This window comes from Klebsiella michiganensis (assembly GCA_000963575.1).
Taxonomy (GTDB): domain Bacteria; phylum Pseudomonadota; class Gammaproteobacteria; order Enterobacterales; family Enterobacteriaceae; genus Cedecea; species Cedecea michiganensis_A.
The window spans coordinates 742232-755890 of the sequence record CP011077.1 but is presented as its reverse complement, the minus strand read 5'-3'; the positions used below and the strand labels follow the sequence as shown (position 1 = coordinate 755890).

Genomic DNA, 13659 nt, shown 5'->3' with positions numbered 1-13659 from the left:
TAACTTATTCATTCCGGAGTTTAATCATGCCGCCCCGCCGTTATAACCCTGACCGCCGACGTGACGAGCTGCTCGAACGAATTACCCTCGATATTCCTCTCGCCGTATCGCAAGCGCTGCGGGAAGATCTGGGCGGTGAGGTCGACCCGAACAACGACATCACGGCACAATTGTTACCCCCAGAAAGCACGTCGCATGCGGTCATTATTACCCGCGAAAATGGCATTTTTTGCGGTAAACGCTGGGTAGAAGAGGTGTTTATTCAGCTCGGCGGGGATGTGAAGGTGACCTGGCATGTTGAAGATGGCGCAGAAGTTACCAGCAACCAGCCGTTATTTGAGCTTGATGGCCCGGCACGTATTCTCTTGACCGGAGAAAGAACGGCGTTGAACTTCGTGCAAACACTGTCCGGCGTAGCCAGCGAAGTTCACAGCTACGTGGCGCTGCTGGAGGGCACTAAAACGCAGTTGCTGGATACCCGTAAAACGCTTCCGGGCCTGCGCACTGCGCTGAAATATGCCGTGCTATGTGGCGGTGGCAGTAACCATCGCCTGGGCCTTTCCGATGCTTTTCTTATCAAAGAAAACCACATTATTGCCTCCGGCTCCATTCGTCAGGCCGTGGAGAAAGCCTTCTGGATGCACCCGGACGTGCCGGTAGAAGTTGAAGTTGAGTCACTTGATGAATTGGAGCAGGCGCTAAACGCCGGGGCTGACATCATCATGCTGGACAACTTCACCGTGGAGCAAATGCGTGAGGCCGTGGCACTTACTCAAGGGAAATCACGCCTGGAAGTCTCAGGCAACGTAACCAAAGAGACGCTGAGAACATTCGCTGAGACCGGCGTGGACTACATCTCCGTAGGTGCCCTGACTAAGCACATACGCGCGCTCGACTTGTCTATGCGCTTCCGCTAACGCACCACAACGGCGGGCCAGCCAGTGCTGTGCCCGCTTTTTGCGTGCCGACTTCCATTTTGATTGCCGTTACATACAACTGCGTTAACTAACGCGGAAGCCATTTCCCGCATTCCAGTTTCCCGGATCGCTATTGCGTAGTCTGTTCAGCACAGTGTTGCTCTCTAACCAAAAGGAGCGACAGATGAACAAGCAAAAAGGATTTACGCTAATCGAGCTCATGGTGGTGATAGGCATCATCGCCGTTCTTAGCGCCATCGGCATTCCTGGGTATCAAAACTACCTCCGTAAAGCAGCATTGACCGATATGCTGCAAACCTTTCTGCCCTATCGTACCGCCGTCGAACTTTGTGCTATCGAGCGCGGGGGGATCTCCGGTTGCAATGCCGGCAGTAACGGCATCGCTGAAACCAAAACGACGCGTTACGTCAGCGCCATGAGCGTGTCCAGCGGAATTGTGACGCTAAATGGCCAGGAATCCCTGAACGGGCTGACGGTAACGTTCACCCCACAGTGGAGCGATGCCAACGGTATAACCGGCTGGACAAGAATCTGCCATACAGAAAACGGGTCGCCGCTGAAACAAGCCTGTGAAGATGTATTCCGCTTTAACGAAACGCAAACGAGGGGCGGTAAATGAGTACAAAAGAGCAGCTTAACGCCCTTTGCCAGCACTACAACGCCATACTGGTAGAGGAAACTCGCACCACGGTGCGAATTGCCGCCGCGGATTCCCCAAACGAGCAAATGTACGAAGCGCTACGTTTTCTTTGTGATAAGCACATTGATGTAGAGATCTGGCCTATTGAGCGGATGGAAAAATGGCAAACGCGGGAACCCTCACAGCCCCCAGAGCACGATCGCAGCAGTTCGGTGGTCGCACTCCTGGATACAACCCTTGCCGCCGCCATTCAGCAGCGTGCATCCGATATCCATTTTGAACCCTTCGAGAATGCCTACCGTATCCGATTTCGGATTGATGGCGTGCTGCACTGCCAGCCGCTACTGCCTCTGGCGATGGCCGCTCCCGTCACGGCAAGACTCAAAATTCTGGCTAACTTGGATATCGCAGAAAAACGGCTGCCGCAGGACGGGCAAATGGATTATCTCACCGAGGACGTGAAAGCTTCATTTCGTGTCTCGACGCTGCCTTGCCGCTATGGTGAGAAGGTTGTTCTGAGGCTTCTCCAGCAAGGGAAGCTGCATATGGACATTCACTCTCTGGGTATGTCAGCGAGTGAAACCAGACAACTAGGGCAATCGCTCCAGGCTCCGCAGGGCATGATTCTGGTAACCGGCCCAACGGGTAGCGGGAAAACCATTACGCTCTACAGCGCCCTGACGGCGCTTAACCAGCCGGGTATCAACGTCTGTAGCGTAGAAGATCCGATAGAAATTCCACAGGAAGGACTGAATCAAACGCAGATAAACCCTAAGGCAGGGCTCACCTTTCAGCACGTCCTGCGTGCGTTACTGAGGCAGGATCCTGACGTCATTATGGTCGGCGAAATCAGGGATGGAGAAACGGCAGAAATTGCCATCAAGGCGGCTCAGACCGGGCATCTGGTTTTATCCACGCTGCACACCAACTCCACCGTTGAAACGCTTGTCCGCCTGGAGCAAATGGCTATTGCTCGCTGGATGATTGCGTCTGCCGTGAATATCATCGTGGCTCAAAGACTGGTGAGAAAGCTTTGCCCTCACTGCAGGACACATCACGAACCAGCCATAACATTGCCTGGACACATTTGGCCTTCCGCGCTGCCCAATTGGCATTCGACAGGATGTGAACGTTGCTACGGAGGATATTATGGGCGAACAGCGTTATTCGAAATCCTGCCGCTATCCACCAATCTAAGGCAAGCCATCACGCAAGGCGAACCCGCAGGTAACATTGAAAAGCTCGCCAAAGAGCAAGGGATGAGTACGCTTTTCGAAAGTGGCTGCGTAGCCGTGGAGCAGGGCCATACGACGCTGGAGGAGGTTTATCGTGTACTAGGTGTGCCAAATGCCTAAGCCTCTGCTCTGGCGCTGGGAAGCCATAGACAACGAGGGCCAGTTAAAGCGTGGTGAATCGCTCGCCGCTGAGCGCGCTTTGCTTGAAGAGGAGCTTGCTCAGCAGCAGCTCCAGCTTATATCCGTTAAAAAAACATCGCTGTCAGGAAGATCCTGTTGGCATATTCAGCACAAAATTGACGTTGTCCGGCAACTTGCAGCGCTGCTCCATGCAGGCATCGCCTTAACTGATGCTCTGCTGCTCATAGCACGCCAGCACCCAAAACCTGCATGGTCTGCATTATTACAGCACTTAGAGCGACAGGTAGCGCAAGGTATACCGTTTTCGGAGGCGCTTAAGCAATGGCCCCACATCTTCCCGCCCCTGTTTATTGCATTACTGCATACCGGAGAACTGACCGGAAGGCTTGCTGAATGCTGCCGCCGGCTGGCCGAACAACAAGAACAACAGTACCGACTCACCAAAAAGGTCATGAAAGCCCTGCGCTATCCGGTCTTTATTTTGACTGTCGCGCTGCTGGTAACTGTGGGCATGGTTGGGTTTGTTCTGCCAGAGTTTGCCAACATCTACAGCTCTTTTAATGCTCCTCTGCCCGCCATTACCCAGGCCGTAATGACGCTTTCAGAATGGGTAACGTCCCAGGGTGGATGGTGGGTTTTAGCGGCGATTGTCCTTGCGGTTATCGGCTGGTGGCTTCGCCGCACCCGGCCCGGCATTCGGGAAAAAGAACAATTGCTGCTGTTAAAAATTCCAGTAATTGCACCATTAAGACGGGGTCAGTTACTCAGCCAAATATTTACCGTACTAACGCTGTCTCAGCACTCTGGCGTCCCCCTGCTACAGGGACTTGATGCGGTTGAAAAAACGCTGGCCCAAACCTTCTGGCAACGGCAAATTGCTGCTGTGCGCGATCGGGTTTCCGAAGGAAATCCTCTATGGCAGGCGCTGGAGCAGTCGGGGCATTTCACACCGCTTTGCCAACAGTTGGTTCGCATTGGTGAAGAGTCCGGTTCACTTGATTTGATGCTCGAACGCTTAGCGGGCTGGCATTATGAGAAAACGCAGGAGCTGGCCGAAAACCTGGCCGCCACCCTGGAGCCGGTCATGATGCTGGTCATTGGCTTGATCATTGGTACTCTGGTGATAGCCATGTATCTGCCTATTTTCCAGATGGGGGATGCCATGAGCGGAGGAGGATGACGCAGCCTGAGCTGCGTCATTGATGCTCATCAGAGGCTATTGAAGACGCGGTTTTCCTGTTCCGCTACGCGGATGAAGGTCGTGCGTTTAGTCAGCTCTTTAAGACGAGAGGCGCCTACATAGGTACAGGCAGACCGCAGGCCACCCAGGATATCGCGAGCGGTATTTTCCACCGGCCCGCGCAGAGGCAGTTTAACGGTTTTCCCTTCTGCGGCACGGTACTGCGCAACGCCACCTACGTGGCGGGTCATGGCGGACTCGGAGCTCATGCCGTAGAACAACATAAACTTCTCGCCATCCTGCTCGACAACGGTACCGCCGCTTTCTTCGTGCCCTGCCAGCATACCGCCCAGCATCACGAAATCAGCGCCACCACCGAAAGCTTTAGCCACATCCCCCGGCACAGTACAGCCTCCGTCGCTGACGATCTGGCCGCCCAGGCCATGCGCGGCATCCGCACATTCAATAACAGCGGAAAGCTGAGGATAACCCACGCCGGTTTTAACTCGCGTGGTACACACAGAGCCAGGGCCGATCCCGACTTTCACGATATCGGCTCCGGACAGGATCAGTTCTTCACACATTTCACCGGTAACCACGTTCCCGGCGCAGATAACTTTATCAGGCCACGCTTCGCGGGCTTTGCTGACGAACTGGGTGAAGTGCTCAGAGTAGCCGTTTGCCACGTCAATGCAGATAAATTTCAGCGCGGGGGTCAGAGCCAGAATCTGCTTAGTTTTGGCAAAATCTGCATCAGAAGTGCCGGTTGAGACCATGATATGACGCAGCAGGCTTTCAGGCACGGAGCGAATAAAGTTGCTCCACTCTTCTACAGAATAGTGCTTGTGCACGGCGGTAAGAATATCGAATGAGGCCAGCGCCTGCGCCATCGCGAAAGTGCCTACGGTGTCCATATTGGCAGCAATAATAGGGACGCCAGACCACGCAATACCGGAATGCTTGAATGTGAATTGACGTTCCAGCTCAACGTCTGAACGGCTTTTGAGGGTGGAGCGTTTTGGGCGGATTAAAACGTCTTTAAAACCTAACTTCAAATCTTCTTCAATACGCATGATGCGAATCCCTGGGTCGAATGGCGATGAACGCGATCGGCGGTAGGCTCTTCATTACTCAATGACACAGAACAGCGGCAAGCCCTAACTCCAGGTTAACTGACATCAGACACTGGGGTGAGCATGCACGGTAAACGTACCTGTGGCCTAAAGTAAAATGAGCAAACAACAGCCAACTCCAGTGACGCTATCATACGCAGTAATAATGACTCCGCAAGACTGCGAAAACCGACTTTTTTACGCTACAATCGTTTAAATTTACCTGGTAAATGGTAAAAGGCTAACAGGCGACGCTTTTTTGATTTTTATGTGATGCAAATTCACCAAAAGTCACGTTGCAAAAAGGCTTTTATCTCATTGATACATAAAGCATCAGGATCGGTTATCTATGGTTTACACGGTTGCACTTACGGGCGGTATTGGTAGTGGTAAAAGTACCGTTGCCGAAGCCTTTTCCCGCGCTGGAGTCACCGTCATCGATGCAGATGTGATTGCCCGGCAGGTTGTTGAACCTGGCCAACGTGCGTTAGCTCTCATTTCTCAACATTTTGGCCCAGAGATCCTTCTGAAAGATGGTTCTTTAAACCGTCGGGCGTTGAGAGAAACAATCTTCAGCTCCCCGCAGCAAAAGCAATGGGTTAATAACCTGCTGCATCCCATTATCCAGCAGCAAACCCGTGATGAAATTGCCCGCGCCACCTCACCGTATGTGCTGTGGGTAGTCCCGCTACTGGTAGAAAATAATCTGCAACAAAAGGCGGACCGGGTTTTAGTGGTGGATGTTTCCCCCGAGACCCAAATTACGCGTACTATGCTGCGGGACAATGTTTCCCGCGAGCACGCACAGCAAATCCTGGACGCTCAGGCGACCCGGGAAGCTCGTCTCGCCGTGGCAGATGATGTAATTAATAATGACGGCAGCCCCCAGGACGTTGTCGTGCATGTTGACCGCCTGCATCGCCAGTACCTGAAACTGGCTGGTCTGGCCGCACAACAGGAAGCAGAATAATGAACACTCAGGTTCTTTTCGAACACCCACTAAATGAGAAAATGCGCACATGGCTGCGTATTGAGTTTTTGATTCAACAGATGCAATCAGCACTTCCGATCAATGACAGCGCAAAGGCGCTGCATTTTTTTCGTAACGTCGGTGACTTGCTGGATGTGTTTGAGAGGGGCGAAATTCGCACCGAAATCCTCAAAGAGATAGGCCGACAGCAGCGTAAACTGCTGAGCTGGGCAGAGGTTCCGGGGGTTGATATGCAGCGAATCGACTCACTGCGAAGCCAGTTGGAGAGCTGCGGCAGCGTGTTAATGGCTGCGCCGCGCATCGGGCAAATACTGCGTGAAGATCGTCTTATTGCGCTGGTACGCCAGCGTCTTAGCATCCCCGGCGGCTGCTGTAGCTTCGACCTGCCTACCCTGCACATTTGGCTTTATCTGCCGCAGGAACAACGCGATGCTCAAGTTAATTTTTGGCTAAACAGTCTCGAACCGGTAAAACAGTCGCTCGACCTGCTGCTGGACATTATCCGCAATTCTGCGCCTTTCCGTAAACAAACCAGCCTCAATGGATTCTATCAGGACAACGGAGACGATGCCGATCTGCTGCGTCTTCACCTTAGCCTTGGCGACCAGCTTTATCCGCAGATATCCGGCCACAAAAGTCGCTTTGCGATTCGATTTATGCCGCTGGACTCGGAAAATGGGCTAGTACCTGAACGCCTCGATTTCGAACTTGCCTGCTGCTAAAAGGAATACTATGAGCGAAGAAACCATCGTTAATTGTCCCGGCTGCGGCAAAGCGGTTATCTGGAACGAGACCAGCCCTTACCGGCCTTTCTGCAGTAAACGCTGTCAGCTTATCGATTTGGGCGAGTGGGCCGCTGAGGAAAAACGTATTCCGAGCAGCGGCGATCTTTCTGAGAGCGATGACTGGAGCGAAGAGCTGGAACGCTAAACGTTTAGCAGCTTTAAAATGACGAGCTCATTGGCAGGCGGAAACTCGTCGGCGATGAGCTCCCCCTGAGCAATCCAACGCCCGGGCTGCCCTTCTTTGCCCCAGGGCTCACCTGCCCAACTCTCGATCAGGTAGAACCACAGGGAAATATGACGATCCGGGAACTGATACTCCAGGGTTTCAAACAGTTGTGGCTTCTGCGCCAGAATACCGGTTTCTTCCTGTAGTTCGCGGATAACCGCCTGTTCCGGGGACTCGCCGGCCTCAATCTTCCCGCCGGGAAATTCCCATTTATTCGCCATGTGCGCATCGGGTGCGCGTTGCGTGATAAAAATTTCGCCCTGCTGGTTGCGAATAATGCCGACGGCGATTTGCAGCTGCTTCATATTCTCAAACTCCATGCGTAAAAAAGGCGCAGCAAGCTGCGCCTCTTCGATTTTGTCAGACCTTAGCTTAGACGGCCATGGCACTGTTTGTATTTTTTACCGGAACCGCATGGGCAAGGATCGTTCCTTCCCACTTTACGATCGCCAGTTTCTGCTGCCAGCGACTGTGCGGCCTGAGTATCGTCATCTACGTGGCTGAGCTGCTGCATACGTGCCAGACGTTCAGCCTCTTCGCGGCGCTGTTGTTCCATCGCTTCAACTTCTTCCGGCAGGCGTACCTGTACTTTGCTCAGGGTGCTGATCACTTCATATTTCAGTGATTCCAGCATCGCGGCAAACATAGAGAAGGATTCGCGCTTATATTCCTGCTTCGGATCTTTCTGTGCATAACCACGCAGGTGGATGCCCTGACGCAGGTAATCCATTGCCGCCAGGTGCTCTTTCCACAGGGAATCCAGCGTTTGCAGCATCACGCCTTTTTCGAAGTGACGCATCATCTCAGCACCGACAACTTCTTCTTTGCGCTGATAAAGCTCAATTGCCGTCTGCAGAATACGCTCACGCAGGGTTTCTTCGTGCAGCTCTGGCTCTTTATCCAGCCATTCTTTGATTGGCATCTCGAGATCGAAGTCGTTTTTCAGGCGCTCTTCCAGACCTTCCACATCCCACATCTCTTCCAGGGACTGAGGCGGAATATGCGCATCGATAGTGACTTTGAAGACATCTTCGCGGATGCTGGCGATGGTTTCACTCACGTCGGAAACGTCGAGCAGCTCATTACGCTGGGTATAAATAGCACGGCGCTGGTCGTTTGCAACGTCATCGTATTCCAGCAGCTGTTTACGAATATCAAAGTTACGGCTTTCTACTTTACGCTGTGCGTTAGCAATGGCCTTGGTCACCCACGGGTGCTCGATAGCTTCGCCCGGCTTCATGCCCAGCTTACGCATCATGTTGGATACGCGATCTGAGGCAAAGATACGCATCAGGGCATCTTCCATCGACAGGTAGAAGCGGGAAGAACCAGCATCCCCCTGACGGCCAGAACGACCACGCAGCTGGTTATCGATACGACGGGATTCATGACGCTCGGTGCCGATAATATGCAGACCACCTGAAGCCAGTACCGCATCGTGGCGAACCTTCCAGTCCGCTTTGATTTGGGCAATTTGCTCTGGAGTTGGCTCATCCAGCTCGGCAATCTCTTCCTGCCAGCTTCCGCCCAGCACGATATCCGTACCGCGACCCGCCATGTTAGTGGCGATGGTCACTGCCGCAGGATAACCCGCCTGAGCAACAATAGCCGCTTCGTTAGCGTGGAATTTGGCGTTCAGTACGTTGTGCTTGATACCCGCTTTGGTCAGCTCATGCGAAACCACTTCTGACTTCTCAATGGAGATAGTACCCACCAGTACAGGCTGGCCGTTTGCGGTACGCTCTTTAATGTCTTCAATGATGGCGCCGATTTTATCCAGCTCGGTCATATAGACCAGATCCGGCATGTCCTTACGGATCATTGGGCGGTTAGTCGGCACAACGATAGTATCGAGCTTATAAATGGAACTGAATTCAAACGCTTCGGTATCTGCGGTACCGGTCATCCCTGCCAGCTTCTCGTAAAGACGGAAGTAGTTCTGGAAGGTAATAGACGCCAGCGTCTGGTTTTCATTCTGAATCTCAACGCCTTCTTTGGCTTCAACGGCCTGGTGAAGGCCGTCTGACCAACGGCGACCCTGCATGGTACGGCCAGTGTGTTCGTCCACGATGATAACTTCGCCATCTTTAACGATGTAGTCAACGTCGCGGGTGAACAGCGCATGGGCACGCAGGGCGGCGGTCACATGGTGCATCAGCATGATGTTGGCCGGTGAGTACAACGACTCGCCCTCTTCCATCATCCCTTCTTTCACCAGCAGCTCTTCAATCAGTACCAGACCACGTTCGGTCAGGTTTACCTGGCGAGACTTTTCATCCACGGAGAAGTGACCTTCACCCTGGAAGGTGTCGGAGTCTTCTTTTTCCTGGCGCAGCAGGTGCGGAATGATTTTGTTCACGCGTTTGTACAGTTCAGAGCTGTCTTCGGCCGGGCCGGAGATGATCAGCGGCGTACGCGCTTCGTCGATCAGAATGGAGTCAACCTCATCCACCAGCGCATAGTGAAGTTTGCGCTGCACGCGCTCCTCAGGACTGAAAGCCATGTTGTCGCGGAGATAGTCAAACCCGTATTCGTTGTTGGTACCGTAGGTAATATCTGCCGCATAAGCTTCACGCTTAGCCGGAGCCGGCATGCCCGGCAGGTTGATACCTACGCTCAGGCCCAGATATTCAAACAGAGGACGGTTATTTTCGGCGTCACGCTGGGCCAGATAGTCGTTCACGGTAACAACGTGCACGCCTTTTCCGCTCAGCGCGTTCAGGTAGGCAGGCAGCGTTGCAGTTAAGGTTTTACCTTCCCCGGTACGCATTTCCGCGATGCAGCGATCGTTCAGTACCATGCCGCCCAGCAGCTGCACGTCGAAGTGGCGCATGCCGAAGACACGCTTACTCGCTTCACGAACAACGGCGAAAGCTTCCGGGATCAGGTTTTCCAACACTTCACCTTTTTCAAGGCGCGCGCGGAACTCACCGGTTTTAGCTTTAAGCTCATCGTCAGAGAGCTTTTCCATCTGCGGTTCCATGCTGTTGATCACGGAAACAACTTTGCGCATACGGCGCAGGGTACGATCGTTACGACTACCGAAAACTTTAGTTAATAATTTGATTAGCATAATAAATTCTCAAACGCCTGCCGTCAGTGCGGTCAATAAATTGTTGTTAGTTCAGAAGATGAATTAGCTGAGGCGAAGCGGGCCTGCGCGGATGCCCTGCACCTGACGGATCCACGCCACGGTACTGAAAACCTCTCCCGCCGGGGAGGTCCGGAACGCAGTCTGGCGCACAATAACGGGAGGTTTACTTTCTTGCGTTAGCAGCGCGCTAAGCGTGTCCAACAGAGCAAGGTGCTGTGCCTGAAGCGGCACACTTTCCTGAGCCACGGGCAAAGCCTGAGGTGCCATAGCAAAGGAGAGATGACGAATAACGGTGCGGATTGCGTGCTGGTGCCAATAGTCCACACTAAAGGAAGGACGGCGGGTGCTTTCTTGCAGCTGAACAAGACTATCGAAACGCAGCTGACGCACCGAATCGTGGCGGCTGGCGGAAGCTTCAGCGGGAACACCGGTTTCTGTGTTACCGTTGAGCGCAGGCATGCCAAAACTCGCCGCGACCATCCCCAACAGGAGATGCGGCCAGAAATAACGTCTGCCAAATTGTCGCCAACGATTTAGAATACCAATCACTTTTTCCGCCGGAGCTTAATGTATGCGCGACAGTCGCCCGCAATCTTTAGAAAATCTGTTTGACGAAGCCGGTCAGGAAAGCATGCTGCAAAACGTGCAGCAACGTGCCGTCGCTCTGTTACGCCTTAACCGGGCAGTGAAAGGCATTTTGCCTGCTCCACTGCATCCCTGGTGCCGGGTGGCCAACTTTCGTCAGGGCATTCTCGTACTTGAAACTGCAAATGCCAGCTGGCTGATGCGTTTACGCTATGAACAAGCCACGCTGCTGAGTGCATTACGCGCCCAAATATTACCATCATTGACATCAATCGACATCAGGATTAATCCATCGCTGGCGGTAAAAGGGCAGGAATCTGTTCAAGAAAACACCACTCAGACAGGGTCTGATAAATACGAAGTGAATCGCCAACTGAGTGAGCAGAGTGCGGAAGCGCTGAGAGAGGTGGCTAAACGTAGCCCGGAGAAATTAAGAGCAACAATAGAACGACTGGCTTCACTGGCCGGAGAGGGTACCAGCAAAACCAGTCGTAATAGATAACTTAAGCGTTACGCCAGCACCAGGTTAGGTGCTTTAAACGCCAGCGGAAGTTCGGCTTCGTCTTCGAAGGTCGCCCATTCCCAGGCTTCCTGCTTAGCCAAAACAGCCTGCAGCAGTTTGTTGTTCAGCGCGTGACCCGATTTATAGGCGGTAAATGCGCCGATAATATTGTGGCCACACATGAACAGATCGCCGATCGCATCCAGCATTTTGTGACGAACGAATTCATCTTCAAAACGCAGGCCGTCTTCGTTCAATACGCGATAATCGTCAACAACGATGGCACAATCGAAGCTGCCGCCCAGGCACAGGCCGCGGGACTGCAGATATTCGATATCACGCATAAAACCGAAGGTACGCGCACGGCTAATCTGACGCATGAATGCTTCAGCAGAGAAGTTCATGGTGTAGCGCTGGGTGCTTGCATCAATCGCCGGATGGTTAAAGTCGATGGTGAAATCCAACGAGAAACCATTAAACGGTGACATTTCAGCCCATTTATCGCCATCTTCCACGCGAACCGTCTCTTTCAGACGTATAAATTTCTTGGCCGAGTTCAGTTCGTCGATCCCTGCATCAAGCAGCAGATAAACAAACGGCGCCGCACTGCCGTCCATGATAGGGATTTCTGGCGCATCGACTTCAACAATAATGTTGTCGATACCCAGCCCTGCCAGGGCAGCGTTGAGGTGCTCTACGGTAGAAATCCGTACATCATGCTCGTTTACCAGACAAGTACAGAGCATGGTATCCCGCACGGATTTGGCATCAGCCGGAAAATCTACCGGAGGATTCAAGTCGGTGCGACGATAGATGACCCCGGTATTTGCCGGCGCAGGGCGCAACGTCAGTGTGACTTTCTTGCCGGTATGCAAACCGACGCCAGTCGCCTGAACGATACGTTTAAGTGTCCTTTGTTTGATCATCGTATAATCCCGCCAAATTACTAAGCTAGCCGAGAGTGTATATCACTAACGGCAGGCCAGTTTAGCACAAAGAGCGAATATTCCCAACTTCCGGTTTATTCTTAATCAGCTTGCTTACGCAGGAACGCTGGAATATCCAGATAATCGGGCTCTTTCGCCGTCTGCGGTGTATTGTCGTTAACCACTTTAGCGGCCGGCTTTTGCTCTTGCGTCAGCGGAGCCATACCGTGCTGCTGGTAGCGATCCATTACCGGCTGCTGTACCTGCTTGTTAGTCACCAGGGTTATCTCAGGACGCTTGTCCATGCCGATACCGGTAGCAACTACGGTAACGCGCAGTTCGTCGTTCATCTCTGGATCCAGAGAAGTACCGATAACCACGGTGGCATTGTCTGAGGCGAACGCACGGATGGTGTTACCCACGGTTTCGAACTCATCAAGACGCAGGTCGAAGCCAGCGGTGATGTTAACCAGCACGCCGCGAGCACCAGACAGGTCGATGTCTTCCAGCAGCGGGCTGGAGATAGCCATTTCTGCCGCTTCTTCAGCACGATCTTCGCCGCTAGCCACGCCGGAGCCCATCATGGCGTAGCCCATTTCGGACATCACGGTACGCACGTCCGCGAAGTCGACGTTCATCAGACCCGGACGCGTAATCAGCTCGGCAATACCCTGCACGGCACCTTTCAGTACGTCGTTTGCCGCGCCGAATGCGTCGAGCAGAGAAATGCCACGACCCAGCACTTTCAGCAGCTTGTCATTCGGGATAGTGATCAAGGAGTCAACGTGCTTGGACAGCTCGGCGATGCCTTGCTCAGCGAAAGCCATACGCTTTTTGCCTTCGAAGTTGAAAGGCTTAGTCACGACGGCAACAGTCAGAATGCCTAAATCTTTAGCCACTTCAGCAACAACAGGTGCAGCACCGGTACCGGTACCACCACCCATACCTGCGGCGATAAACACCATGTCTGCCCCGTCCAGCGCAGCACGTAAAGCTTCGCGGTCTTCTTCCGCAGCGTTACGACCCACTTCTGGGTTTGCGCCCGCGCCCAGACCTTTAGTGATCCCATTACCAATCTGGATCGTCTGGCCAACTGCAGTTTTGCGCAGTGCCTGAGCGTCAGTGTTAACCGCAAAGAATTCAACGCCTTCGATGCGCTCACGCACCATATGTTCAACGGCATTACCGCCGCCGCCACCGACGCCGATGACTTTAATCACCGCGTCGTTGGTCAGTTCCATAGGTTCAAACATAGTTTCTCTCCGTTTTGTGCCTGTCGCCTGAGACCGCTAATTGTCTCCGGT

14 protein-coding genes are annotated in these 13659 nt (G+C 53.2%); 8 read left to right on the top strand and 6 right to left on the bottom strand.

What is annotated here, in order from left to right; all coding sequences use genetic code 11:
* The first annotated feature begins 26 nt into the window (after positions 1-26).
* The 4 genes from VW41_03585 to VW41_03570 all read left to right on the top strand — a co-directional run bounded on the left by VW41_03585 (position 27) and on the right by VW41_03570 (position 4134).
* Entirely contained in the window at positions 27-917 is an 891-nt protein-coding gene (locus VW41_03585) for a nicotinate-nucleotide pyrophosphorylase (GenBank protein ID AJZ88194.1), read from the top strand.
* Positions 918-1101: 184 nt separating this feature from the next.
* Positions 1102-1557 carry a major pilin subunit gene (locus VW41_03580; GenBank protein ID AJZ88193.1) on the top strand — a complete coding sequence of 152 codons (456 nt, stop codon included), beginning with the start codon at positions 1102-1104 and terminating at the stop codon, positions 1555-1557.
* On the top strand, positions 1554-2933 hold the full coding sequence (locus VW41_03575; protein ID AJZ88192.1) for a hypothetical protein: 1380 nt from the start codon (positions 1554-1556) through the stop codon (positions 2931-2933). Before VW41_03580 ends, VW41_03575 begins: the two co-directional genes overlap by 4 nt.
* Positions 2926-4134 (top strand): type IV pilin biogenesis protein, encoded by a 1209-nt coding sequence (locus tag VW41_03570; protein AJZ88191.1) that lies wholly within the window; start codon positions 2926-2928, stop codon positions 4132-4134. The genes VW41_03575 and VW41_03570 overlap by 8 nt, the downstream gene beginning before the upstream one ends.
* A 29-nt stretch (positions 4135-4163) precedes the next feature.
* Here VW41_03570 and VW41_03565 read toward each other — a convergent pair whose 3' ends face one another.
* The gene (locus VW41_03565) at positions 4164-5207 is read right to left on the bottom strand and encodes a guanosine 5'-monophosphate oxidoreductase (GenBank protein ID AJZ88190.1); all 1044 of its coding nucleotides are present in this window, start codon (positions 5205-5207) and stop codon (positions 4164-4166) included.
* Between the two features lie 388 nt (positions 5208-5595).
* Between VW41_03565 and coaE the strand changes: the two genes are divergently transcribed.
* The 3 genes from coaE to VW41_03550 are packed head-to-tail and all read left to right on the top strand — an operon-like array spanning position 5596 to position 7167.
* The gene (coaE, locus tag VW41_03560) at positions 5596-6216 is read left to right on the top strand and encodes a dephospho-CoA kinase (protein ID AJZ88189.1); all 621 of its coding nucleotides are present in this window, start codon (positions 5596-5598) and stop codon (positions 6214-6216) included.
* A complete protein-coding gene (locus VW41_03555) occupies positions 6216-6959 on the top strand; it encodes a hypothetical protein (GenBank protein ID AJZ88188.1) in 744 nt (247 codons plus the stop codon). The genes coaE and VW41_03555 overlap by 1 nt, the downstream gene beginning before the upstream one ends.
* A gap of 10 nt (positions 6960-6969) precedes the next feature.
* Positions 6970-7167, top strand: coding sequence for a DNA gyrase inhibitor (locus VW41_03550; GenBank protein ID AJZ88187.1), 198 nt, complete (start codon positions 6970-6972; stop codon positions 7165-7167).
* Here the strand turns inward: VW41_03550 and VW41_03545 are convergent.
* From VW41_03545 to VW41_03535, 3 genes are all read right to left on the bottom strand, one after another.
* Positions 7164-7553, bottom strand: coding sequence for a nucleoside triphosphate hydrolase (locus tag VW41_03545; protein AJZ91841.1), 390 nt, complete (start codon positions 7551-7553; stop codon positions 7164-7166). The genes VW41_03550 and VW41_03545 overlap by 4 nt on opposite strands.
* A 62-nt stretch (positions 7554-7615) precedes the next feature.
* On the bottom strand, positions 7616-10321 hold the full coding sequence (gene secA / locus VW41_03540; GenBank protein AJZ88186.1) for a preprotein translocase subunit SecA: 2706 nt from the start codon (positions 10319-10321) through the stop codon (positions 7616-7618).
* Between the two features lie 63 nt (positions 10322-10384).
* Positions 10385-10882, bottom strand: a complete 498-nt coding sequence (locus VW41_03535; GenBank protein ID AJZ91840.1) for a SecA regulator SecM — start codon at positions 10880-10882, stop codon at positions 10385-10387.
* 31 nt (positions 10883-10913) lie between these two features.
* On the opposite strand from VW41_03535, the gene VW41_03530 reads away from it, so the two are divergent.
* On the top strand, positions 10914-11429 hold the full coding sequence (locus tag VW41_03530) for a hypothetical protein (protein AJZ88185.1): 516 nt from the start codon (positions 10914-10916) through the stop codon (positions 11427-11429).
* Positions 11430-11437: 8 nt separating this feature from the next.
* Here VW41_03530 and lpxC read toward each other — a convergent pair whose 3' ends face one another.
* Both lpxC and VW41_03520 read right to left on the bottom strand, forming a co-directional pair.
* Positions 11438-12355 carry a UDP-3-O-[3-hydroxymyristoyl] N-acetylglucosamine deacetylase gene (gene lpxC / locus VW41_03525; protein AJZ88184.1) on the bottom strand — a complete coding sequence of 306 codons (918 nt, stop codon included), beginning with the start codon at positions 12353-12355 and terminating at the stop codon, positions 11438-11440.
* A gap of 101 nt (positions 12356-12456) precedes the next feature.
* Positions 12457-13608 carry a cell division protein FtsZ gene (locus VW41_03520; protein ID AJZ88183.1) on the bottom strand — a complete coding sequence of 384 codons (1152 nt, stop codon included), beginning with the start codon at positions 13606-13608 and terminating at the stop codon, positions 12457-12459.
* Between the last annotated feature and the right edge of the window lie 51 nt (positions 13609-13659).